Here is a 21,118-nt window from a genome sequence, read left to right as displayed (position 1 = left end):
GTGAGGATGGTCCGAGTGTCCGAGGCGCAGGACGGTTACGACGAGGCCGCGGGGGGCTCCCGCAGGCCCGCCGAGACCGCACGCGGGGGTACGGGAGCGGGTACGGGACGTGGTCGCCGCGGCGGCGAGAGGCGGGGTGAGGGACGCGTGGGGGTGACGTACAAATACTTCGGCGCCCCCGACCGCGCCACCGCCGCCAGAGTCCCCACCGCCCTCGGCCCGGGCGGACTCGGCCTGGACGCCGGCGAACTCGGCTCGCTGGGGCGGCTCGGCGACCTCATGGAGACCAGCGGCTCCCCCACCGGCCACCTCTCCACCAAGATCAAGCCGGAGACCATGAGCGCCATGGTCCTCACCGGGATCCAGGGCGTCCCACTGCACCAGGTGCCCCCGCTGGAACTCGTCGTGCTGCACCCGGACTACGCCGTCGTCCAACTCCCCCACAACGTCGTCGAACCACTCCGCAAGGCGGACGAGACCGAGCTCGGCGCCGCCGCCTTCATCTGGTCCACCGTGCCGGACCGGCGCGGGCCGCGGGACGCCTTCGTGATCTACAGCATGCTGCACGAGTGGCAGGACTTCGCCAACCGGCTGCACGACGCCGGGCACCAGCTGTACTGCCTGGTCTGGCCGTAAGGCGACCCGCGACGCCGCTCGCAACACCGGCCGTGATGCCGACCGCAACACCGGCCGCAGCGCCGCGCCCCGAACCGCTGGACACGGGCCGGGGCGAGGCGAGTCGACTTGACATCAATTCTCTTCGGTGGCGGTCGACTTGAGCACGGTGGCGGCGACCAGCAGCGCCGCGGTGAGCAGGCCGGCGGCGATCCCGAAGGCGAGCCGGAAGCCGTCGGCAAGGGCGTCGGCGCCGGCCTGCCCGGCCGCGGCCAGGGTGGCGGTGCGGCCGTCGGCGAGGGTGGTGAGGACGGCGACCCCGAGCGCGCCGCCGATCTGCTGAGTGGTGTTGAAGAGGCCGGAGGCGGCGCCCGCGTCGTCCGGACCGGCGCCCGACATGCCGAGGACGGCGAGGGTGGAGAGCACCAGGCCGCCACCGCCGACGAGCAGCATGGTCGGCAGCAGGTGAACGGCGTAGTCGGCGTCGGCGGGCAGCCGGGCCAGCAGGCCGAGCGCGGCGACCAGCAGGGCGAGACCGGCCAGCAGGACGCGGCGCTCGCCGAAGCGCGCACTCAGCCGGGCCGACAGCAGCAGGGACACCGCGCCGATGGCGACCGCGGCCGGCAGCATCGCGAGGCCGGTGGCGGCGGCCCCGTAGCCGAGGACGTTCTGCAGGTAGAGGGCGACCAGGATCTGGAAGCCGAACATCCCGGAGATGGTCAGGACCTGGACGAGATTGGCGCCGGAGACGTTGCGGGAGCGGAACATCCGCAGCGGCAGCAGCGGATGGGCGGCCCGGCCCTCGTGCCACAGGAACCCGGCCAGCAGGGCAACGGCGAGCGCGCCCAGGCCGAGGGTGCGGGCGGAGGCCCAGCCGTGCTCGCCGGTGCCGACGATCGTGTAGACGCCGAGCATCAGGGCGGCGGTGATCAGCGCGGCGCCGAGGGCGTCGGCGCCGGCCCGCAGGCCGGGGCCTCGCTCGGACTCCAGCACCCGGACGGCGAGCAGGGCGGCGGCGATGCCGAGCGGCAGGTTGATCAGGAAGATCCAGTGCCAGTTGAGGGCCTGGGTGAGGACTCCGCCGAGCACCTGGCCGATCGAGGCGCCGGCCGCGCCGACGAAGCTGAACGCGCCGATCGCGCGGCCGCGTTCGCGCGGTTCGGGGAAGAGCGTGACGATCATGCCGAGGCTGACCGAGGAGGCGAGCGCGCCGCCGACGCCCTGGAGGAAGCGGGCGCCGATCAGCAGCCCGGGGCTGGTGGCGACGGCGCAGAGCAGCGAGGCGGCGGTGAAGACGGCGAGCCCGGCGACGAAGACCCGCTTGCGGCCGATCAGGTCGCCGAGCCGGCCGGCCAGCAGGAGCAGGCCGCCGAAGGCGATCAGGTAGGCGTTGACGGTCCAGGTCAGCCCGGACGGCGAGAAGCCGAGGTCCTCCTGGATGGCCGGCAGGGCCACGGTGACGATCGAGCCGTCCAGGATGATCATCAGCATTCCCGCGCAGAGCACCGCGAGGGCGAGGGCGCGGGAGCGGGCGGGGACGGCGAGGGCCGCGAGGGGTGCGGCCGGGGCGTGCGTGGTCATGGCGGTTCTCCCGGTTCGTCGAGTACCGAGTAGAACGCTATCGGATTGTTTTGTTCAGGACTATCTATTTCGGGAGCAGGTCGCGAGGTGCTCGGCGAAGTGGGCTTACCCGCGGGAACGACGGGCCCGGCGTACGGTGCGGTCGCTCTCCACCGGCTCCGCGAGAGGGCCGTCCACCAGGTGCGACAGGGCCGAGACGAACACCTCGCGCTCGGGCTGCGGCAGCGACTCCAGCACCTCGCGGTGCACCCGGTCCGCGATCGCGGTGCCCTGCACCACGGCGCGCGCGCCCGCCTCGGTGACGGAGATGACCCGGGCCCGGCGGTCGGTCGCGGACGGGCGGCGCTCGGCCAGGCCCGCCTTCTCCAGCTCGTCCACGGTGACCACCATCGTGGTCTTGTCCAGGTCGCTCAGCTCGGCCAGCTGGATCTGGGTGCGTTCGGCCTCCTGCGCGTGGAACAGCACGCAGTACGCGCGGGGGGTGATCCCGAGCTCGGTGAAGGCGGCCGACATGCGCGTGGCCAGCACGTGGCTCGCGTGGTCCAGCAGGCCGGAGATGTCGCGGATCTGCCGTACGGGCGGGGTCGTCGTCATACGTCCGAGGTTAGCAACGGCCCGTCTGCTGCCGGATGATCCCGTTGCCAACCAACGCCGGGTCTACGGAATGCCCAACTCGAACAGCGCATAGCCGGCGTACCAGCCGGCCGCGATCACGGGCATCGCGAACAGCCCGACCAGCGAGGACACCCGCACCCGGCGCAACGCGAACGCCAGGCCGATGCAGAGCGGGAAGGCCGGCAACAGGTACCGCGAGATGTTGCCGAAGATCTGGTTGCTGCTCAGCGCGGTGGCGATGGTGAGCGCGGTGTAGACCCACAGGACCAGCGGCGGCCGGGCCCGCCAGAGCAGCACCAGCAGTCCGGGCAGGGCCATCAGCAGGGCGATGGCGATCAGGTCCGGGACGGGGTTGGACTGCCAGAAGTCCCAGTGGCCGGTGATCACGTCCATGATCGTGCGGAGCGTGGAGGCACCGCCGTCGAAGTAGCGGTTCCACGCGCCCCGCTGGAGCTTGAAGTAGCCGCCCCAGTCGCCCATCTTCCAGCCGACCCAGGCGACGAAGCCGATCAGGCCCCACGGGGTGATCAGCATCGCGGTCAGCGGACGGGCCACCCCGTCGGTCCGGCGCACCAGCGCGACCAGCGCGGCGATCGACACGGCGGCGATCAGCGCGGCGGCGGTCGGCCGGTTGAGGCCCGCCACCAGCGCCAGCAGACCGGCTGTCAGCCAGCGGTGGGTCATCACGCAGTAGCAGGCCCAGGCGGACAGCGCCACGAACAGCGAGTCCGAGTAGACCGCCCACTCCACGCCGGAACCCGGGAACAGGCCCCAGATCACCGCGGCCGTCACACCCGCCCGGAAACCGCCGAGCCGCTCGGCGATCGCGAAGATCCCGGCCGCCGCGACCAGCGAGGCGAGCACCGAGACCACGATCCCGGAACCGTACGAGCCGAGCCCGGTGACCGCGCCGACCAGCCGCATCAGCCACGGGTAGAGCGGGAAGAAGGCGGCCGAGTTCTCGTAGTAGGTGGCCAGCGGGAAGCCGTGCAGCGGAATCAGCTGCGGGTCGTACCCGTTGTCGGCGATCCGCTGGTACCAGACGCCGTCCCACGTGCTCAGCACGTCCCAGGGGTTGGCGCCGCCGCCGCGCCCCGGCTGCTTCTTCAGGTAGTCGCCGGTGTGCGAGAGCAGCAGCATGAAGACGGTCAGGCCGATGGCCTTGACCACCGCGTACGCGCCCAGCGCGGGCGCGAACCGGTCCACCAGCGCCCCGAACCGCCCGGGCCCCCGGCCCGTCCGCTCCTCGGACGGCGCCGGCGTCGCCGCGGCGGACGCCCCGGGCTCGGTGCTGGACGACTCGGTGCTCGATGCCGTGCTCATCTGCTCTGGGTACTCCCCGCCCCGCTCGTGGTCCGCGCGGCTCCGGCGCAACGATTTTCCCGTGAGCCTACGGCACACCCCCGGCGGGAAAACCGCTGGCGCCCCGGCGGCGGCGGCCGCGACGATTCCGGGTATGCCGAGCACCCCGCCGACCCGCCGGATCCGGGCCGCCCACACCGCCGACACAATCACCGTCTACCAGGCGTTTCCCCCGGAGATCGCCGAGCCCGCGGCGGCCGACGGGCGGTTCCCGGAGGCGTTCAAGCGTGACCGGATGACCTGGATCAAGCCGTCGTTCCTCTGGATGATGCACCGCAGCGACTGGGGAAGGAGCCCCGGGCAGGAGCGGGTGCTGGCGCTGGAGATCAGCCGGGAGGGCTTCGACTGGGCGCTGGAGCAGGCGGTGCTGAGCGCCTACACCGGCCGGGTACACGACTCGCAGGCCGCGTGGAAGCGGGAGCTGCGGCACAGCCCGGTGCGGGTGCAGTGGGACCCGGAGCGCGACCTCCACCTGCGGCCGCTGGACCACCGGGCGATCCAGGTCGGACTGCGCGGCAAGGCGGTGCGGCGGTACGCGGACGAGTGGATCCGGCGGATCTCGGACGTCACCGAGCTGGCCGGGCGGGTGCGGCTGGAGCGGGACCCGGCGTTGCTGCCGGTCGAGACGCCGTACCCGGTGGGTGCGGCCGTCGCCGCCCGGTTGGGGGCGGCGACGGCCTGAGCGGTGCCCGGGGGGTCAGCCCTGGACGTAGACGATGCCGAGCTTGGTGAGCTGCCAGAGCTGGTTGGCGGCGCCGGTGTCGGTGGCCAGCTCGACGTAGGGGTTGCCCTTGGCGTCGAGGGTGCTGCCGGCCGCCAGGACCCTGCTCTGGTCCTGGGAGTCGGCGATCTTGTAGCGGCCGTCGCCGGCCGGCTTGAACACCCAGTGCTGGTTGCCGCCGCCGTTGCAGCGCCACTGCTGGATCCGGGTGCCGGGGGCGGTGGCGGCCGCGTTGGCGTCCAGGCACATGTCGCGGTTGCCGCTGAAGTCGAGTTCGTAGCTGCCGCCGGCCTTGGCCTCCAGCACGAAGGACTGGTTCAGCCCGCCGCCGGCCGGGTAGCTGATGGCGGCCCGACCGTTGGTGGAGTCGCCGTAGGTGCCGCCGCCGGTGAGGTCCAGGGCGTTGCCGGTGCCCGCGTTGGTCAGCTGGTACCAGGCGCCGTCCTCGGGGCCGTCACCGAAGGGTTTCCCGGGGGTGAGCGGCTGGATCGACGTGGTGTTCTGCTGGTTGAGCGTGCAGTAGGCCTGGGTCAGTTCGGGCCGGGCGTAGAACTGGCCGAGGCAGACACCCTCGCCGCGGTAGCCGGCCACCCGCAGGTGGTACGACTGGCGGACCATGTTCATGCACAGGCCGGGGATGCCGATCTGCGAGTCACAGCCGTTGCGCACCCACTCGGAGAGGTTGATGACGTCCCCGTTGGAGTACTCGTACGGGGAACTGGTCCACTCCGCGCAGACCTCGTGCCCGAAGGCGACCCGCCGCTGGTCCAGGTACCGGACGCCGGGCACCTGTTCGGCCGCGCCGCGCAGCGCGTCGCTCAGGGTCGGGACCACCCAGTTGTGGCCCCAGGCGAGGTCCTCGGGGAAGGCCGGGCAGCCGTCGGCGACCTTGCCGAGGTAGTCGTTGCGCCGGATGTCCGGGGTGATCGGGTTGAAGTACGACTGGTAGACCAGCTGGTACGAGGAGTCGGCGTAGCCGGCCTTGCGCATGGTCTGCCGGATGTTCTGCAGCGCCGCGACGACCTTGGGCTGGACGCCCTTGGCGCGCCGGAGGATCTCGTCGCTGCCGATGGTGTCGCGGCAGCCCTGGTCCTTGGGGACCGGGAAGTACTGCGCCAGGCAGTGCATCATGATGCCGCTGAAGTCGAAGTCGTCGTTGGCGCCGATCGTCACCACGACCAGCTTGACGTCGTACTTGGACGCCGCGTCGGCGAGCTTGACGTCCTGTTTGGGCTCGCCGAAGTCGCCGCTGCCCGCGCCGGTGATCTTCGCCAGCTCGGGGTCGCTGACCAGGTCGCCGGTCTGGGCGCCGGAGCAGGCGAGGTCGATCGGGGTGACCCCGGGGATGTCGGTGACGAAGATCTCCGACTTGGGGTGCCGGTGGCAGTAGTTGGTGGGGCTGTCGGTGTCCGGGAAGTAGCCGTCGCCGGTGTCGGTGCCGGCGCCCTCCCCGGAGATGGCGCTGTCGCCGAGGGCGACGACCGCCGCCGGTTTGACGGCGCCGGGTGCCGGGGCGGAGTCGGCGAGGGCGGCGGGGGCGCCGGCCAGGCCGAGGGTGGCTATGAGGGCGCCGGTGGCGAGCGCCGCCGACAGGCGGGACCTGATCACACGCGACTCCTTGCGAGGGGGTGGGGGACCGCCCGGGCGGGCGCCGAGCGGCGCGGTGCAAGAGAGGGGGCCGAAAAGGTGAGCAGGACTCGGATTGTAGGTACTGACAACTAGTGCAACAAGGCTCGTGACAGCGCCGGGAATCGACGGACGACTCCCGGGCGAGCGGCGACCGGGAAAACGAAGAGCCGCCGCCCCGCACCCCAGGAGGGAAGCGCAAAGCGGCGGCTCTCACCGGCCGAACCGGCCGCGGGTTCAGCCCGCGTTGACGCAGTGGTTGCCGAACGCGGGGTTCAGCAGGCCGGCACCGTCGATGGTGTTGCCGCACAGGTTGACCGGAATGTGCACCGGAACCTGGATCTGGTTGCCCGAGACGACACCGGGGGAGCCGGCAGCGACGCCCTCGGCGCCGGAGCTGGCCATCGCGGTGCCGGCGCCGGCGGCCACGATGCCCGCCACGGCAGCGCCGACGGCAGCGGTCTTCTTGATGCTCATGCGAGCCTCCTGACTGTTCAACAGAGATGCACGGGGAGTGCGACATCTAGAACGAGACCTGTAGGGACCGGTTGCGACGGCGCGCACACTGTCACCCGTCCGGCTCAACGGGGCCTGGGTGCCCGGCATTCGGGTGATCGAAAGGCCGGACCGTTTCCCCCCGCCCCCCGCCTCGTTCTCCCTGGCGGAAGACGATCCACCGGCCCCACTCACGAATCGAGTACCGCCCATGCGCAGCTCGCCCACGGCCTCGTCGGCACCGAGGCCACCGGCAAGTCGCTCGACGTGGCGGGCCCCCTGAACCCGGCGTTCGGCGGCACCGCCTGAATGTCCGACCGGGAACTCCTGGTTGCGCCTCGCCAGAATCGTTCCCGGCCGTGCGGGAATCGTTCGCGAGGCGCCGGAACAACGCGACGGCTGCGTCGACGCCCGAGCCATGGGCGGAGCACGCCGGTGTGCGCCGTCAGAGTGACAATCACGGCAACCCCTGAAGCCATTGGGCAAGTAATTCATGCTCGCCCGGCCCCCGACGTCCACCGTCCGTCGGGCAGAAACTCGGAGGAAAATCATGCACAACTTCAAGAAGGCCGCTGCCCTGACCGTGGCCACCACCGGCCTGGTGCTCGGTGTCGCCGGGGGCGCCTTCGCCAGCTCGGGCGCCGAGGGTGTCGCCGCCGGCTCCCCGGGTGTGCTCTCCGGCAACCAGCTCCAGATCCCGGTGCACGTCCCGATCAACATCTGCGGCAACAGCGTCGGCGCCACCGGCATCCTGAACCCGGTGTTCGGCAACCACTGCGCCAACGTCGGCTGAACCGGCGGTCGCCGCACCGGCGACAGCTGAATCACCGAGCCCGTGCCGCGCCCCGCAGTGCCGGGGCGCGGCACGCTCCCCCCGTGTGTGATCGAGGAGATCAACCCCCATGCAGAACGTGAAGAAGGCCGCCGTCCTCTCCGTCGCCGCCGCCGGCCTGGTGCTGGGCGCCGCCGGATCTGCCGCCGCCAGCTCGGGCGCCGAGGGCGTCGCCGCCGGCTCCCCCGGCGTCGCCTCCGGCAATCAGCTCCAGATCCCGGTGCACATCCCGGTCAACCTGTGCGGCAACTCCCTCAACGCCAGCGGATTCCTGAACCCGGTGTTCGGCAACAGCTGCGCCAACGTCGAGGCGCAACCCACGGACGACTGCTGATCCCCGATCGGCACCTGATCCGGCCGTCCTGCCCCCCGACCAGTCGGCCGGGGGGCAGTTCGGCATATCCGGACAGCCGTCCGGGACCCCGATCCATCGAAGGGTGATCCGCATGGTTTCGAAGAAGGGCGGGGCCGGCCTGGCCGCCGCCGTCGGTGCCGCGGTGCTGCTCGGCGCCGGTTCGGCGCAGGCCGCCACTGCGCCGGCCGCACAGGCCCCCGCGGGCCCGGCCACGCTGGCCAGGAACGACGTCGGCCAGGCGCTGAACGGAACGACCTCCGGCCTCGGCTACGGCATCGCGCCGATCAAGGGCCTACGCCTGGACCCCTGGGCGAACTCCTCCGCCGACGTGCTCAACAACGGCGCGACCGTCCAGCCGGACCAGGGCCTGGCCCCGGTCGGCACCGGCGCGCTGACCGGCCCGCTGAGCGCGGGCGGCGGCGTCAAGGACCTGCCGTTGGTCGGCGGGCTGACCGGCGTCCTGCCGGGCTGAGCGTCCGTCCGGACGCACCGGAGCCCGGTATCCCGCTCGCGGCGCGGGGTACCGGGCTCCTGCCGTCCGGGGGGCGCCGGGTCAGAGCCGGGTCAGGTCGGTCAGCCCGGTCTGCTGGAGCACGCCGGTGGCCGTCGCGGTGGTGGCCGCGGGGTCGGCCAGGCCGGTCTGCCCCACCACCCCGGTGGTGGTCGCGGCGGTGGTCGTGGTCAGGTCGCCGACCTCGTCGGTGACGGAGAGCCGGTGGTTCTCGGTGCCGAGGCTCGCGTCGGCCCCGGGGACGGCCTGGACGGTCCCGGTGAGCAGGCGCGGGTCGACCTCGCCGACCTTGAGCCGACCGTCGGCGAGCTGGCCGGCGCCATCCTGGGCGAGCGAGAGCGGCTTGCCGAGGCTGACCCCCGGGGTGTCGGCGTGCAGCGGCGAGGCCGGGGCGTCCAGCAGCACCTGGCCGAGGTCGGCGCCCTGGTCGACCAGCGGGAGCGGCAGCTCGGCCTTGGCGCTCGGGCCGACCTTGCCGGTGCTCAGCTGCGGGACGATCCGCTCCGGGATCAGCTCGCTGCTGGTGCTGGTGGTCCGGCCGGGCACCGGCGGCATGACCAGCGAGGTCGGGATGCCCGCCGAGAGGTGGCTGCCCAGCGGGGTGAGCGGCACATCCGCCGGGACCTGCCGGGTGGCCAGCGCGTCCTCCAGGGCTCCGACGTGGTCGGGGCCGACCGGGGCGGCGGAGGCCGCCCCCTGGGAGGCGAGCACGCCCGCACCGACCGCCAGCAGCATGGCACCGGCCCGCTTGGAGAACTTCATGCTTTTCACCGTTCTGCTGTCCGTACAGAGAATCACTGAGGAAGGGCTGCGCGGGCGCAGCCGGAAAGTAATCCGCTCAACGAGCAACCGGGAGTTCGGATTGCGCCGGTTAGCCGATTCGGCCTAATAATGCGACCGGAAACCATCCGCCGCCGCGCCTCCCGGACTCATTTCAAAAAACCCCGTAACCTTCCGTGCCGTCATTCTTTGATCTGGACGTCAGTGACTGCAGACCGGGTCTGAGCGTTCTACGCGTTGCACGCAAGGAATCCAAGAGCATTTCAGAGAGGGATCTCCCTATGATCCAGAAGTCCTTCGCCGCTGCCGGCCTGGCCGTCGCCGCGCTGGCCGCCGCCGCCGCGCCCGCCTCGGCCATCGGTGACGCGGACGGCGCCGCCGCCACCATCCAGGGCAACGGCGGCACCAACTTCACCGGGACGGTCGGAAACAACAGCCCGAACTTCCACTTCCTGGACAACCTGAACGTCTGCCTCCCGGAGATCCACAACATCGCCGTCAGCGCGGCCGGGGGCCTGGCCGTCCCGATCGAGGTCCCGATCGCCAACAGCGGTGGCAAGCAGTTCTGCACTCAGGGCCAGGGCACCCAGAGCCACGGCGACGCGGGCGTGTCCCACCTGGTCGGCTGACACTCCGCTCAGCTCGCCCCCCCCCTGCACCACCCCCACTGATCCACCTTCGAATCGCTCCCCGATTCACACCCGAGAGGAAAACCGGAAATGATCAAGAAGTCCCTCGCCGCCGCCGGCCTGGCCGCCGCCGCCATCGCGATGTCCGCCGGCTCGGCTTCCGCCATCGTCGACTCGGACGGCGCCGCCACCTCCGTCCAGGGCAACGGTGGCACCAACCAGACCGGCACCCACGGCAACGGCAGCCCGAACTTCCACACCCTGGACAACGCGAACATCTGCCTGCCGGAGATCCACAACATCGCCATCCCCGCCGCAGGCGGTGTGGCCGTTCCGATCGAGATTCCGGTCCTGAACAGCACCCCGAAGCAGATCTGCAACGTCGGCCAGAACACCCAGTCCTCGGGCGACGCGGGCGTCTCGCACCTGATCGGCTGATCAAGGGGCACCGCACGGACGGAGGGCCCGGGGAGGAAGGTCTCCCCGGGCCCTCCGGGCTTGGCGGACGAAGTGTCCGGTCGGCCGCAACAGCGCGGACCGGCCGGGTGACCGGCCGTCCGGCCCGGCGGGGCGCCGGGCCGAGCAGCCGGATGTGAACACGTGTCAGAGCGCCCGTGCGGGCGCTCCCAGAGAGAGGGCAGATCCATGAAGAGCATGCTGGCCAAGGCCGCGCTGACCGCCACCGCCGCGCTGGCACTCGCCGGTGCCGCCACCCCCGCCTTCGCCCACGTGGGCCTGGTCGGCGGCGGCGCGGTCGTCGCCACCGCCGACGAGCCGTTCGTGGCCGGGGAGGGCTTCGGCCTCGCCCACACCAGCAACACCGCCGCGGGCGGCTTCGGCTGCGGCGCCGCCACCTCCACCGACCTGATGGGCCGCGGCGAGGGCTTCGCCCACGTCAACGGCTGGGAGTAGAACCCGGAAGGCCGGGCCGCCCCCCAACGGGGAGCGGCCCGGCCTTCTGCGTGCGCGAGTACCCGCCCCGAGCCGAAGGGGCGCGCCGGTGCCGAAAGGGAGAAGCGACAAGCGAGGCACGAGCGCCGGAGCGCCGACCCTCGGCACCGGGTCGGAGCGCCCCGGAGGCGAGCGGGCGAGTAACAGCTACTTCAGCATCGCGGCGGCCTCGACGGCCCAGTAGGTGAGGATCTGCTCGGCGCCGGCCCGGCGGATCGAGGTGAGCGTCTCCATGATCATCCGCTCCCGGTCGATCCAGCCGTTCGCGGCGGCCGCCTCGACCATCGCGTACTCGCCGGACACCTGGTACGCCGCGACCGGCACCGGGGAGGCGTCGGCGACCTGGCGCAGGATGTCCAGGTAGGCCATGGCCGGCTTGACCATCACCAGGTCGGCGCCCTCGGCGAGGTCCTGCTCCAGCTCGCGCAGCGCCTCGCGGGCGTTGGCCGGGTCCTGCTGGTAGCTCTTGCGGTCGCCCTTGAGCGAGGATCCGACGGCCTCGCGGAACGGGCCGAAGAAGGCCGAGGCGTACTTGGCGGTGTAGGCGAGGATGCCCACGTCCTGGTGGCCGGCCTCGTCCAACGCCCGCCGGACGACGGCGATCTGACCGTCCATCATGCCGGAGGGGCCGACCAGGTGGACGCCGGCGTCGGCCTGCACCCGGGCCATCTCGGCGTAGCGCTCCAGGGTGGCGTCGTTGTCCACGCTGCCGTCGGCGGCCAGCACGCCGCAGTGGCCGTGGTCGGTGTACTCGTCCAGGCAGAGGTCCGACATGACCACCAGCGAGTCGCCGACCTCGGAGACCACGTCCCGGATCGCCTGCTGCAGGATGCCGTCCGGGTTGGTGCCCTCGCTGCCGATCGCGTCCTGCACCTGCGGGACACCGAACAGCATGACGCCGCCCAGGCCCGCCTCGGCCGCCTCCACGACGGCCTTGCGCAGGGTGTCCCGGGAGTGCTGGACCACGCCCGGCATCGAGCTGACCGGGACGGGCTCGCTGACGCCCTCGCGGACGAACAGCGGCAGGATCAGCTCCGCCGGGTGCAGCCGGGTCTCGGCGACCAGGCGGCGCATCGCCGGGCTCTGCCGCAGTCGGCGCGGGCGTACGTACGGGAATTCAGCGGACACGGCTTCTCTCTCCGAACGGTTGTGCAGTGCCGGGGGCGACGGCTCGCCGCCCCCGGCCGGGGTTGGGGCGGGCCCTCAGCGGGCCTTGCGGCGCGAACCGGGACGGCGCTCGCTGGGCCGGTAGACCGGTTCACCGGCGGCCGTCGCGGTGTCGCGGCGCTTGGCCCCGAAGTCTGCCAGGGCCTGGGCCAGCGCGGCCGCCGACGGAGCCGGGGCCATCACGTCGACCCGCAGGCCGTGCTCCTCGGCGGTCTTGGCGGTGGCCGGGCCGATGCAGGCGATGACCGTGACGTTGTGCGGCTTGCCCGCGATGCCGACCAGGTTCCGGACGGTCGAGGACGAGGTGAACAGCACCGCGTCGAAGCCGCCGCCCTTGATCGCCTCACGGGTCTCGGCCGGCGGCGGCGAGGCGCGCACCGTCCGGTACGCCGTCACGTCGTCGACCTCCCAGCCGAGCTCGACCAGGCCGGCCACCAGGGTCTCGGTGGCGATGTCGGCGCGCGGCAGCAGCACCCGGTCGATCGGGTCGAAGACCGGGTCGTACGGCGGCCAGTCCTCCAGCAGACCGGCGGCGGACTGCTCGCCGGAGGGCACCAGGTCCGGCTTCACGCCGAAGTCCACCAGGGCCTGCGCGGTGGTCTCGCCGACCGCCGCGACCTTGATCCCGGCGAACGCGCGGGCGTCCAGGCCGTACTCCTCGAACTTCTCCCGGACGGCGCGCACCGCGTTCACCGAGGTGAAGGCGATCCACTCGTAGCGGCCGGTGACCAGGCCCTTGATGGCCCGCTCCATCTGCTGCGGGGTGCGCGGCGGCTCGACCGCGATGGTCGGCACCTCCTGCGGCACCGCGCCGTACGAGCGCAGCTGCTCGGACAGGCCGGTGGCCTGCTCCTTGGTGCGCGGCACGAGGACGTTCCAGCCGAACAGCGGCTTGGTCTCGAACCACGAGTGCGAGGCCCGGTGGGCGACCTGCTCGCCCACCACGGCTATCACCGAGGTGGCCGGGTCGACCGGGGCGGAGACCGGCGAGGGCAGCACCCGGGCGGCCTTCAGGTCGGCCGCGATGCCGGCCAGCGTGGAGGTGAAGGTCCGCTGGCGGGTGGTGGTGCCGGAGAGCGTCGCGCTGAGCGCCGAGTCCGGCTTGCGCCCGTTGGAGACCAGCGCGTTGGCGGTGGCCGGCAGCTGGCCCAGGGTGGTGCGGACCACCAGGGTGGTCTCCGGCGCGCCCAGGTCCACCGGGCCGCCGGACAGCAGCTGGGCACCGTCCACGAAGCGCACGTCGGTGCCGGCCCCGACGCGCAGCGGGACGCCCGCGTAGGCCGGGACGCCAACCGACTGGGCGACGCCCGGGATCACCTCGAAGGGGATCCCGTCGCCCGCGCAGCTGAGCATCTCCTCGGCGGCGCAGCCGTCCAGGCCCGGGTCGCCGTCGACGGTGCGGACCACGTGCTTGCCCGAGCGGACGGCCTCGGCGACCACCTTGGCCAGGTCGAAGTCGATGCCCTCGACGGCCGGGGTGTGCACCTGCACGGCGGCCGGACAGTGGCTGCGCACGGCGGCGGCGGTCAGCGGGTCGGCGACCAGGACGTCGGCCGTGGACAGCACCTCGACCGCGCGCAGGGTCAGCAGGCCCGGGTCGCCGGGGCCCGCGCCCAGGAAGGTGCACCGTCCGGTGGCGGGCTGCCCTGCGGGGAACAGGGCGTCGGTGGCGGCGGTGGGGCTCATCGGGCTCGCTCCCCCATCAGGGTGGCCGCGCCCGCGCCGAGCAGCCGGTCAGCCAGCGCGCGGCCGAGGGCCGCCGCCTGCTGCTCGGCGGCCTCGTCGAGGACGATCGGACCGTTGGCGGACATCTTCAGCAGGGCGGAGCCGTCGGGGTCGCCGACCACGCCGTCCAGCCGCAGTTCGTTCTGCCGGCCCCAGGTGGCCAGCGCGGCCACCGGCGCCGAGCAGCCGGCCTCCAGGGTGGCCAGCAGGGCGCGCTCGGCGGCCACGGCGACCCGGGTGGGGGCGTGGTCCAGGGCCGCGAGCGCGGCGGTCAGGTCCGTGTTCCCGGCGGTGCACTCGATCGCGAGCGCGCCCTGGCCGGGGGCCGGGATCATCAGCTCGGGGTCGAGGTGCTGGGAGATCTCGGCACTGCGGCCGAGCCGGTTCAGGCCGGCCGTCGCCAGCACCACCGCGTCCAGCTCGCCGTCGGTCACGTAGCCGATCCGGGTGTCCACGTTGCCGCGGATCGCGACGGTCTCCAGCTGGGCGCCGCGGGCGGTGGCCCAGGCGTTCAGCTGCGCCATCCGGCGGGGCGAACCGGTGCCGATCCGGGCCTGGCGGCCGGCGCCGGCCAGCTTCTCGACCAGCTCGTCCAGGTTCAGGCCCTCGGCCGCTACCAGGGCGTCCCGGACGTCCTCGCGCTCGGGGACGGCGGCCAGCACCAGGCCCGCGGGGGCGGCGGTGGGCAGGTCCTTGAGCGAGTGCACGGCGAAGTCGATCCGGCCCTCCAGCAGCGCGTCCCGCAGCGCGGAGACGAACACGCCGGTGCCGCCGATCTGCGCCAGCGCCTCCCGGGAGGTGTCGCCGTAGGTGGTGATCTCGACCAGCTCGACAGGGCGCCCGGTGACCCTGGTCACCTCGCGGGCCACCATGCCCGACTGGGCCATGGCGAGGGCGCTGCGCCGTGTGCCGAGCCGCAGGGGTGCGGCGGCGGAGGGCTGCTCCGTGATCGGTTGACCATTCATGAGGTGATCGTCCCGGTGGTACTCGTGGGATGGCTGACGGTTCATCTGGTGCCCCCGGCGGAGGGCTGGGGCGCGCCGCCGACGGGCGTTCCGGACACGGCGTGCACGGCCGCCGGGTCGAGGTCGAAGAGCTCGCGCAGTGCCTCCGCGTAGGAGGCGCCGCCGGGCTCGGCGGCCAGCTGCTTCACCCGGACGGTCGGGGCGTGCAGCAGCTTGTCGACGACGCGGCGGACGGTCTGGCCGATCTCGGCGCGGGAGCGCTCGTCCAGGTCGGGCAGCCGGGACTCCAGCCGGCCCAGCTCGGCGGCGACCACGTCGGAGGCCATCGAGCGCAGCGCGACCACGGTCGGCGCGATCCGGGCGGCCCGCTGGGCGGCGCCGAAGGCGCTCACCTCGTCGGCGACGATCCGGGTGACCTGGTCGACGTCGCCGGCGCCGGGGGTGGCGGCGTGCGCGTGGGAGAGGCTCTCCAGGTCGACCAGCAGGGCGCCGTCCAGCTCGTGCACGGCGTGGTCGACGTCGCGCGGCATGGCCAGGTCGAGCAGGGCGAGCGGCTCGGCGGCCGAGCGGAGGGCGACGGCGGCGGCCACGTCCTCGGCCTTGACCACCACGCCGGCCGCGCCGGTGCAGGAGATCACCAGGTCCACGTCGGCCAGCGCCTCCGGCACCTTGGCGAGGTCCAGGGTGCGGGCCACGTCCGGGCCGAGGATCTCGACCAGCCGCTCGGCGCGGGCCGGCGTCCGGTTGGCGATCAGCAGGTCGGTCACGCCGGAGCGGATCAGGGTGGCGGCGGCCAGCGAGCTCATCGAGCCGGCGCCGACCACCAGCGCGCGCTTGCCGGCGATCTCGCCCGCGCCCGCCGCGACCTGCTCCAGGCCGAAGGTGACCAGCGACTGGCCGGCCTTGTCGATGCCGGTCTCGCTGTGCGCCCGCTTGCCGACCCGCAGCGCCTGCTGGAACAGCTCGTTCAGGCCGCGCCCGGCGGTGTGCTCCTCCTGGGCCTTGGCCAGGGCGTCGCGCAGCTGGCCGAGGATCTGGCCCTCGCCGACCACCATCGAGTCCAGGCCGCAGGCCACCGAGAAGAGGTGGTGGACGGCGCGGTCCTCGTAGTGGACGTAGAGGTGGGAGGTCAGCTCCTCCAGGTCCACCCCGCTGTGGTGGGCCAGCAGCAGCGACAGCTCGGCGACGCCGGCGTGGAACTTGTCCACGTCCGCGTACAGCTCGATCCGGTTGCAGGTGTTCAGCAGCGCGGCTTCGGCGACGGTCGCGGTGGCGGCCGCGTCGTGCAGCAGCCGGGTCGGCACGTCACCGGTCAGCGCGGCGCGCTCCAGCACCCCGACCGGGGCCGTGCGATGGCTCAGCCCTACGACGAGAAGGCTCATGCCCGCCCCCCACAGCTCTCGGTGTTCATGCGGGCATCACCGCGGAGAGATCCCCGTCGCCGCCCTTGGCGGACTTTCCCTTGGCCGGCTCGACCGGGTCCTTGGCCGCCGACTCGGCGGTGCCGCGGCCCTTGCCGTTGCCGCCGGCCGCACGGCGCAGCTTGGCGGCGGCCGCGCGGACCGGGCCGGGGGCGCGGTCGAGGACCGACTCGGCGCGGTCGTCCGGCTCCTCGCCGGCCTTGCGCTGCTCGTGGAAGGCCAGGATCTGCAGCTCGATGGAGAGGTCCACCTTGCGCACGTCCACGCCGTCCGGGACGGTCAGCACGGTCGGGGCGAAGTTCAGGATGCTGGTGACGCCCGCCTCGACCAGCCGGTCGCACACCTGCTGGGCGGCGCCGGGCGGGGTGGTGATCACACCGATGGAGACGTGCTGGCTCTCGACGATCGACTCCAGCTCGTCCATGTGGCGCACCGGCAGGCCGGCCGCGCTGGTGCCGACCACGTTCGGGTCGGCGTCGAGCAGGGCGGCCACCCGGAAGCCTCGGGAGGCGAAGCCGCCGTAGTTGGCGAGGGCGTGGCCGAGGTTCCCGATGCCGACGATGACGACCGGCCAGTCCTGGGTCAGGCCCAGCTCGCGGGAGATCTGGTAGACGAGGTACTCGACGTCGTAGCCGACGCCGCGGGTGCCGTACGAGCCGAGGTAGGAGAAGTCCTTGCGCAGCTTCGCCGAGTTCACGCCGGCCGCCGCGGCCAGCTCCTCGGAGGAGACGGTCGGCACCGAGCGCTCGGAGAGCGCGGTGAGGGCCCGCAGGTAGAGGGGCAGGCGGGCGACGGTCGCCTCCGGGATGCCCCGGGCACGCGAGGGTCGGCGCGCGGCGCCCTGGTCGGGCGTCTGCGAACTGCTCTGTGGTGATCGGCCGATTGCCACGGTGCTCCTGTGGGTGAAGCTGGGCTTTGGCAGCCAGGCTATGCGTTTGTGAACGTGTGCACAAAGATGGTGTCCGTTTTGTCCCCGCACAGTGATGCGCATCACGCCGTCGAACCCATAGCACCGGCCTGCGTCAGCACCACCTCCGGGGCCCGGGAACCGGGCAGCCAGGGGCCGTACGGCGCCTCCCGGCGCAGCAGCGGGACGGCCTCGCCGGACGGGCGGGAGCGGGCCCGGCCCAGCCGGGGCCAGGGCACCCGGGCCGCCTCGCGCAGCGGGCCCGCCCAGTCGTCCGGCGGACAGGACGTGGCGCCCAGGCAGTACCGCAGCAGCTCGGCGGTCACCCGGGCGTCGCCCAGCGCGGTGTGCGCCGGGTACCAGCCGAGGCCCGCCGCCTCCACGCAGGCCGCCAGGCCGTGACTGCGGGCCTCCGGCAGGTGGGCGCCGGCCAGCCGCATCGTGCACAACAGCGGGACGGGCGGCAGCGGCACCCCGATCCGGGCGAACTCACGCTCGAGGAAGGCGTGGTCGCAGCTGACGTGGTGGCCGACCAGCACCCGGCCGGCCAGCAGCTCCAGCAGCCGCGGGGCGATCTCGCGGAAACGCGGGGCGCCCTCGACGTCGCACTGCCGTATCCGGTGCACATGGGTCGGGCCGACCGGACCCAGCGGGTCCAGCAGGGTGGCGAACTCCCCCTCGGGGCGCAGCCGCTCGTCGAGCAGCACCACCGCGACCTCGACCACCCGGTGCCGCCACGGGCTGCGGCCGGTCGCCTCCACGTCGACCACGGCGAAGCCCCGGGCCCCGGGCGGGGTTTCGGGTGTCGCAGGGGTCGGGCCGGGAAGCATGGCGGCACTCCTCGTGTGCTCAGCCCCCCTCGGGCGCAAACGCGTTCGATCGTAAGCCGACCAACCCGCCCCGCCGCACGCCGAAACGGAGTGTCTTTGGCAACGATTCGGCGAAGCGCCCCCGCCGAGTGGCGGGGGCGGCGGTGCCCGCGCGGGCGGCCGGGTCAGCCGCCCAGGGCCGTGCGCAGCCGGCGCTCGTCGACCCGCCAGAAGTCGTGCTGACGGCCGTCGATCAGGGTGACCGGGATCTGCTCCCAGTAGCGGCGGTACAGCTCCTCGTCCTGGGTGATGTCCTTCTCCTCGAAGGACGCCCCCAGCTCGCCCGTCACCCGGACGATCACCTCGCGGGCCTCGTCGCACAGGTGGCAGCCGGGCTTGCCGACCAGGGTCACGGTACGGTCCGCGGGCTCGGGGCTCTTACGTCGCAGCAGTGGGCTCACCGCCCCATTCTGCGCCCACCGCGCACCCGCCCCCGCGCGCGGTGGAGCTGTTCACCTCTCGGGCACGGCACCGTCACGGCCGCTCCGCGCCCGGCTGGCTATGCTCGGTGCCATGGCCGTGCTCCGAAGGCTCACCCAGGCAAGACGTTCCACCAGCGAGCGGAGCGCCCTGGCGGGCGAGGCCGCGGCCGAGGCGGCCGAGGCCGCGCTGCGCGCCGAGCCCGAGCCCGTCCCGGCCGCCGCGGCGGAGACCGTGCCGGACACCGCCGAGGCGCCGGCCACGGCCAAGCCCGCGAAGGCCCCCAAGGCCCCCAGGACCCCCCAGACGCCCACCGAGAACCACACCCCGGACCCGGACGACCCCCGCGCCGCCGCCTTCTTCGACTGCGACAACACCATCCTGCGCGGGGCCGCGGTCTTCTACCTCGGCGTCGGCCTCTACCGCCGCGGCTTCCTCACCCGCCGCGACATCGCCCGCTTCGCCTGGCAGCAGGCCTGGTTCCGGCTGCACGGCGCCGAGGACCCGGACCACATCTCGGACGCCCGGAACACCGCCCTCGGCATCGTCGCCGGCAAGCGCGCCGCCGACCTGGAGGAGATCTGCGAGCAGATCTTCGAGGAGGTCGTCGCCGACAAGATCTGGCCGGGCACCCGCGCCCTGGTCCAGATGCACCTGGACGCCGGCCAGCGGGTCTGGCTGGTCACCGCCGCCCCGCTGGAGGTGGCCCGGATCATCGCCCGGCGGCTCGGCATGACCGGCGCGCTCGGCACCGTCGCCGAGGCCCGGGACGGCCACTACACGGGCCGACTGGTCGGCGACCTGCTGCACGGCCCGGCCAAGGCCGCCGCCGTCGGCGCGCTGGCCCGCCGCGAACGGCTCGACCTCGACCGCTGCGCCGCGTACAGCGACTCGGCCAACGACATCCCGATGCTCTCGCTGGTCGGCCACCCGTACGTGGTGAACCCGGACGGCGCGCTGCGCCGCCACGCCCGGGCCCAGGGGTGGCGGGTGCGGGACTTCCGCACCGGTCGGAAGGCGGCCCGGGTGGGGCTGCCGGCGGCGGCCGCAGTCGGGGTGCTGGCCGGCGCGACGGCGGCCGGGGTGGCGCTGTACCGCCGTCGCCGCCACGCCTGATTTCCCGCCCGATCCCCTCACCGGAGCCGTCAGGCGCGCTTGCGCGAGGTCACCCGACGGGCTCGCCCGCGCGGGTGACCGGACGTCAACCAGGGCCCTGACCTGGCCGCTCGTACGGGCGAACTCCCGTGCGTGACAGGACAGTCCGGGCCCCATGTGCGAACCTGTCTGCCGGTGACCGGTTCTGATCGTTCGCCAGGCCGGGAAAGTCAGGGGTTGCGGAGCCCCAAGGCTGGGAAACCGCCCGCCAGGCCGCCGAATTGGTCACCCTGGGCGCCTGTTCGATCACGTTGAGCCGGATGAACGATGACAGCTCCGGTCAGTGTCAGCCGAATATGCGCAACAAATGGATCCCAAACGACCACTTCAACCACACGGTGTAGCTGTCATTGCACAAAGCGTTATTCTCTCCTGGATGCACGTCACCCACGCGTCCCGTTCGAACGGATGCTTCGGGGAGTGCTCTCCGCGCAGGCGGAGGTGATCCGTCCACAGTTCTGCCTCTGGGAGTCCCGTGTACCCACCCGTCCGGAACGACGCGCCTGCACCCTCCCGCCCGTCGTCCGCGCCCCTGCGCCCCCGTACCGGCCACCGCAGCCGTCCGACCGCCGAGCGGCAGATCTCCACCGGTCTGGACATGCTGCGCAACCTGCTCCGCAGCCAGCTCGCCGCCTCGCCCCAACTCGCACCCGCCGGCGGATCGTTCAACCACCCGCACGGCCCCGGCCTGGCCCTGCGCACCACCGCCGCCGGCTCGACCGGCACCGGCTCGACGGGCACCGGTTCGCGCGGCCGCACCGGCAGCACCGGCGTCGGCCGCGGCCGCGCCCGGACCACGACCGGCCCCGGCTACGAGACCGAGCACAACCCGATCATGGAGCTGGTCGAGCGGGCCCAGGCCGGCGAGAGCGAGGCCTTCGGCCGGCTCTACGACCACTACGCGGACACCGTGTACCGCTACATCTACTACCGGGTAGGCAGCCGGGCCACGGCCGAGGACCTCACCAGCGAGACGTTCCTGCGCGCGCTGCGCCGGATCGGCACCTTCACCTGGCAGGGCCGCGACTTCGGCGCCTGGCTGGTCACCATCGCCCGCAACCTGGTCGCCGACCACTTCAAGTCCAGCCGCTTCCGGCTGGAGGTCACCACCGGCGAGATGCTCGACTCCAACGAGTGCGAGCGCAGCCCCGAGGAGTCGGTGCTGGAGTCGCTCTCCAACGCCGCCCTGCTGGACGCCGTGCGCCGGCTCAACCCGCAGCAGCAGGAGTGCGTCACGTTGCGCTTCCTGCAGGGGCTCTCGGTCGCCGAGACGGCCAGGATCATGGGCAAGAACGAGGGCGCCATCAAGACCCTCCAGTACCGCGCCGTCCGCACCCTGGCCCGGCTGCTCCCGCCCGACGCGCGGTGAGCCTGTCGTGACCGAGGGGGACACAGCCGGGGCGTCGCCCGGCCGGC

23 protein-coding genes are annotated in these 21,118 nt (G+C 73.0%); 10 read left to right on the top strand and 13 right to left on the bottom strand.

The window, feature by feature from the left end; all coding sequences use genetic code 11:
* Positions 1 to 153 precede the first annotated feature (153 nt).
* Positions 154 to 636 (top strand): hypothetical protein, encoded by a 483-nt coding sequence (locus tag ACIBEC_RS32460; RefSeq protein WP_121174810.1) that lies wholly within the window; start codon positions 154 to 156, stop codon positions 634 to 636.
* Between the two features lie 114 nt (positions 637 to 750).
* Here ACIBEC_RS32460 and ACIBEC_RS32455 read toward each other — a convergent pair whose 3' ends face one another.
* The 3 genes from ACIBEC_RS32455 to ACIBEC_RS32445 all read right to left on the bottom strand — a co-directional run bounded on the left by ACIBEC_RS32455 (position 751) and on the right by ACIBEC_RS32445 (position 4,134).
* On the bottom strand, positions 751 to 2,196 hold the full coding sequence (locus ACIBEC_RS32455; RefSeq protein WP_360495597.1) for an MFS transporter: 1,446 nt from the start codon (positions 2,194 to 2,196) through the stop codon (positions 751 to 753).
* 105 nt (positions 2,197 to 2,301) lie between these two features.
* Positions 2,302 to 2,790, bottom strand: a complete 489-nt coding sequence (locus ACIBEC_RS32450) for a MarR family winged helix-turn-helix transcriptional regulator (RefSeq protein WP_360495600.1) — start codon at positions 2,788 to 2,790, stop codon at positions 2,302 to 2,304.
* A 63-nt stretch (positions 2,791 to 2,853) separates the two neighbouring features.
* Complete coding sequence (locus ACIBEC_RS32445) at positions 2,854 to 4,134, bottom strand: glycosyltransferase family 39 protein (RefSeq protein WP_360495603.1); 1,281 nt, start codon at positions 4,132 to 4,134, stop codon at positions 2,854 to 2,856.
* 133 nt (positions 4,135 to 4,267) lie between these two features.
* On the opposite strand from ACIBEC_RS32445, the gene ACIBEC_RS32440 reads away from it, so the two are divergent.
* Positions 4,268 to 4,855 carry a DUF4291 domain-containing protein gene (locus ACIBEC_RS32440; RefSeq protein ID WP_360495605.1) on the top strand — a complete coding sequence of 196 codons (588 nt, stop codon included), beginning with the start codon at positions 4,268 to 4,270 and terminating at the stop codon, positions 4,853 to 4,855.
* Positions 4,856 to 4,870: 15 nt separating this feature from the next.
* Here ACIBEC_RS32440 and ACIBEC_RS32435 read toward each other — a convergent pair whose 3' ends face one another.
* Positions 4,871 to 6,502, bottom strand: a complete 1,632-nt coding sequence (locus tag ACIBEC_RS32435) for an RICIN domain-containing protein (RefSeq protein ID WP_360495608.1) — start codon at positions 6,500 to 6,502, stop codon at positions 4,871 to 4,873.
* Positions 6,503 to 6,757: 255 nt separating this feature from the next.
* A complete protein-coding gene (locus ACIBEC_RS32430) occupies positions 6,758 to 6,997 on the bottom strand; it encodes a chaplin (protein ID WP_360495611.1) in 240 nt (79 codons plus the stop codon).
* Positions 6,998 to 7,565: 568 nt separating this feature from the next.
* Between ACIBEC_RS32430 and ACIBEC_RS32425 the strand changes: the two genes are divergently transcribed.
* From ACIBEC_RS32425 to ACIBEC_RS32415, 3 genes are all read left to right on the top strand, one after another.
* Positions 7,566 to 7,808: a chaplin gene (locus ACIBEC_RS32425; protein ID WP_360495614.1), complete on the top strand. Its 243-nt coding sequence runs from the start codon at positions 7,566 to 7,568 to the stop codon at positions 7,806 to 7,808.
* A gap of 109 nt (positions 7,809 to 7,917) precedes the next feature.
* Positions 7,918 to 8,181 carry a chaplin gene (locus ACIBEC_RS32420; RefSeq protein ID WP_360495617.1) on the top strand — a complete coding sequence of 88 codons (264 nt, stop codon included), beginning with the start codon at positions 7,918 to 7,920 and terminating at the stop codon, positions 8,179 to 8,181.
* 112 nt (positions 8,182 to 8,293) lie between these two features.
* Positions 8,294 to 8,674, top strand: a complete 381-nt coding sequence (locus ACIBEC_RS32415; protein ID WP_360495620.1) for a hypothetical protein — start codon at positions 8,294 to 8,296, stop codon at positions 8,672 to 8,674.
* Positions 8,675 to 8,755: 81 nt separating this feature from the next.
* Here ACIBEC_RS32415 and ACIBEC_RS32410 read toward each other — a convergent pair whose 3' ends face one another.
* Positions 8,756 to 9,475: a hypothetical protein gene (locus tag ACIBEC_RS32410; RefSeq protein ID WP_360495623.1), complete on the bottom strand. Its 720-nt coding sequence runs from the start codon at positions 9,473 to 9,475 to the stop codon at positions 8,756 to 8,758.
* Positions 9,476 to 9,774: 299 nt separating this feature from the next.
* On the opposite strand from ACIBEC_RS32410, the gene ACIBEC_RS32405 reads away from it, so the two are divergent.
* From ACIBEC_RS32405 to ACIBEC_RS32395, 3 genes are all read left to right on the top strand, one after another.
* A complete protein-coding gene (locus tag ACIBEC_RS32405) occupies positions 9,775 to 10,122 on the top strand; it encodes a rodlet layer protein (protein WP_360495626.1) in 348 nt (115 codons plus the stop codon).
* Between the two features lie 90 nt (positions 10,123 to 10,212).
* Complete coding sequence (locus ACIBEC_RS32400) at positions 10,213 to 10,560, top strand: rodlet layer protein (protein WP_360495629.1); 348 nt, start codon at positions 10,213 to 10,215, stop codon at positions 10,558 to 10,560.
* Between the two features lie 207 nt (positions 10,561 to 10,767).
* Positions 10,768 to 11,034 (top strand): hypothetical protein, encoded by a 267-nt coding sequence (locus ACIBEC_RS32395; protein ID WP_360495632.1) that lies wholly within the window; start codon positions 10,768 to 10,770, stop codon positions 11,032 to 11,034.
* A gap of 186 nt (positions 11,035 to 11,220) precedes the next feature.
* Here ACIBEC_RS32395 and hemB read toward each other — a convergent pair whose 3' ends face one another.
* The 7 genes from hemB to ACIBEC_RS32360 form a co-directional block, all read right to left on the bottom strand.
* Positions 11,221 to 12,201: a porphobilinogen synthase gene (gene hemB / locus ACIBEC_RS32390; protein ID WP_360495635.1), complete on the bottom strand. Its 981-nt coding sequence runs from the start codon at positions 12,199 to 12,201 to the stop codon at positions 11,221 to 11,223.
* Positions 12,202 to 12,276: 75 nt separating this feature from the next.
* Positions 12,277 to 13,926, bottom strand: coding sequence for a bifunctional uroporphyrinogen-III C-methyltransferase/uroporphyrinogen-III synthase (locus tag ACIBEC_RS32385; protein ID WP_360495638.1), 1,650 nt, complete (start codon positions 13,924 to 13,926; stop codon positions 12,277 to 12,279).
* Positions 13,923 to 14,930, bottom strand: coding sequence for a hydroxymethylbilane synthase (gene hemC / locus ACIBEC_RS32380; RefSeq protein ID WP_360495641.1), 1,008 nt, complete (start codon positions 14,928 to 14,930; stop codon positions 13,923 to 13,925). The genes ACIBEC_RS32385 and hemC overlap by 4 nt, the downstream gene beginning before the upstream one ends.
* A gap of 41 nt (positions 14,931 to 14,971) precedes the next feature.
* Positions 14,972 to 16,312 carry a glutamyl-tRNA reductase gene (locus ACIBEC_RS32375; RefSeq protein ID WP_360495644.1) on the bottom strand — a complete coding sequence of 447 codons (1,341 nt, stop codon included), beginning with the start codon at positions 16,310 to 16,312 and terminating at the stop codon, positions 14,972 to 14,974.
* A gap of 25 nt (positions 16,313 to 16,337) precedes the next feature.
* On the bottom strand, positions 16,338 to 17,240 hold the full coding sequence (locus tag ACIBEC_RS32370; protein WP_360495647.1) for a redox-sensing transcriptional repressor Rex: 903 nt from the start codon (positions 17,238 to 17,240) through the stop codon (positions 16,338 to 16,340).
* A 101-nt stretch (positions 17,241 to 17,341) separates the two neighbouring features.
* Positions 17,342 to 18,088, bottom strand: a complete 747-nt coding sequence (locus tag ACIBEC_RS32365) for a 3'-5' exonuclease (RefSeq protein ID WP_360495650.1) — start codon at positions 18,086 to 18,088, stop codon at positions 17,342 to 17,344.
* Positions 18,089 to 18,252: 164 nt separating this feature from the next.
* Positions 18,253 to 18,528: a glutaredoxin family protein gene (locus ACIBEC_RS32360; RefSeq protein WP_360495653.1), complete on the bottom strand. Its 276-nt coding sequence runs from the start codon at positions 18,526 to 18,528 to the stop codon at positions 18,253 to 18,255.
* 112 nt (positions 18,529 to 18,640) lie between these two features.
* Here ACIBEC_RS32360 and ACIBEC_RS32355 point away from each other — a divergent pair, with 112 nt between their 5' ends.
* Together ACIBEC_RS32355 and ACIBEC_RS32350 are read left to right on the top strand one after the other, a co-directional pair.
* Positions 18,641 to 19,663: an HAD family hydrolase gene (locus ACIBEC_RS32355; protein ID WP_396289530.1), complete on the top strand. Its 1,023-nt coding sequence runs from the start codon at positions 18,641 to 18,643 to the stop codon at positions 19,661 to 19,663.
* A gap of 637 nt (positions 19,664 to 20,300) precedes the next feature.
* On the top strand, positions 20,301 to 21,071 hold the full coding sequence (locus ACIBEC_RS32350) for an ECF subfamily RNA polymerase sigma factor, BldN family (RefSeq protein ID WP_396289559.1): 771 nt from the start codon (positions 20,301 to 20,303) through the stop codon (positions 21,069 to 21,071).
* Positions 21,072 to 21,118: the final 47 nt, after the last annotated feature.

It is taken from the genome of Kitasatospora sp. NPDC051164 (genome assembly GCF_044455625.1).
Taxonomy (GTDB): Bacteria; Actinomycetota; Actinomycetes; order Streptomycetales; family Streptomycetaceae; genus Kitasatospora.
This window is presented reverse-complemented; position numbering and strand designations above follow the sequence as displayed.

Bases quoted from the DNA above. Each gene is read 5' to 3' on its own strand.
- ACIBEC_RS32455 (WP_360495597.1), bottom strand. From the start codon at position 2,196: ATGACCACGCACGCCCCGGCCGCACCCCTCGCGGCCCTCGCCGTCCCC.
- ACIBEC_RS32450 (WP_360495600.1), bottom strand. From the start codon at position 2,790: ATGACGACGACCCCGCCCGTACGGCAGATCCGCGACATCTCCGGCCTG.
- ACIBEC_RS32445 (WP_360495603.1), bottom strand. From the start codon at position 4,134: ATGAGCACGGCATCGAGCACCGAGTCGTCCAGCACCGAGCCCGGGGCG.
- ACIBEC_RS32440 (WP_360495605.1), top strand. From the start codon at position 4,268: ATGCCGAGCACCCCGCCGACCCGCCGGATCCGGGCCGCCCACACCGCC.
- ACIBEC_RS32430 (WP_360495611.1), bottom strand. From the start codon at position 6,997: ATGAGCATCAAGAAGACCGCTGCCGTCGGCGCTGCCGTGGCGGGCATC.
- ACIBEC_RS32425 (WP_360495614.1), top strand. From the start codon at position 7,566: ATGCACAACTTCAAGAAGGCCGCTGCCCTGACCGTGGCCACCACCGGC.
- ACIBEC_RS32420 (WP_360495617.1), top strand. From the start codon at position 7,918: ATGCAGAACGTGAAGAAGGCCGCCGTCCTCTCCGTCGCCGCCGCCGGC.
- ACIBEC_RS32415 (WP_360495620.1), top strand. From the start codon at position 8,294: ATGGTTTCGAAGAAGGGCGGGGCCGGCCTGGCCGCCGCCGTCGGTGCC.
- ACIBEC_RS32410 (WP_360495623.1), bottom strand. From the start codon at position 9,475: ATGAAGTTCTCCAAGCGGGCCGGTGCCATGCTGCTGGCGGTCGGTGCG.
- ACIBEC_RS32405 (WP_360495626.1), top strand. From the start codon at position 9,775: ATGATCCAGAAGTCCTTCGCCGCTGCCGGCCTGGCCGTCGCCGCGCTG.
- ACIBEC_RS32400 (WP_360495629.1), top strand. From the start codon at position 10,213: ATGATCAAGAAGTCCCTCGCCGCCGCCGGCCTGGCCGCCGCCGCCATC.
- ACIBEC_RS32395 (WP_360495632.1), top strand. From the start codon at position 10,768: ATGAAGAGCATGCTGGCCAAGGCCGCGCTGACCGCCACCGCCGCGCTG.
- ACIBEC_RS32385 (WP_360495638.1), bottom strand. From the start codon at position 13,926: ATGAGCCCCACCGCCGCCACCGACGCCCTGTTCCCCGCAGGGCAGCCC.
- hemC (WP_360495641.1), bottom strand. From the start codon at position 14,930: ATGAATGGTCAACCGATCACGGAGCAGCCCTCCGCCGCCGCACCCCTG.
- ACIBEC_RS32375 (WP_360495644.1), bottom strand. From the start codon at position 16,312: ATGAGCCTTCTCGTCGTAGGGCTGAGCCATCGCACGGCCCCGGTCGGG.
- ACIBEC_RS32365 (WP_360495650.1), bottom strand. From the start codon at position 18,088: ATGCTTCCCGGCCCGACCCCTGCGACACCCGAAACCCCGCCCGGGGCC.
- ACIBEC_RS32355 (WP_396289530.1), top strand. From the start codon at position 18,641: ATGGCCGTGCTCCGAAGGCTCACCCAGGCAAGACGTTCCACCAGCGAG.
- ACIBEC_RS32350 (WP_396289559.1), top strand. From the start codon at position 20,301: ATGCTGCGCAACCTGCTCCGCAGCCAGCTCGCCGCCTCGCCCCAACTC.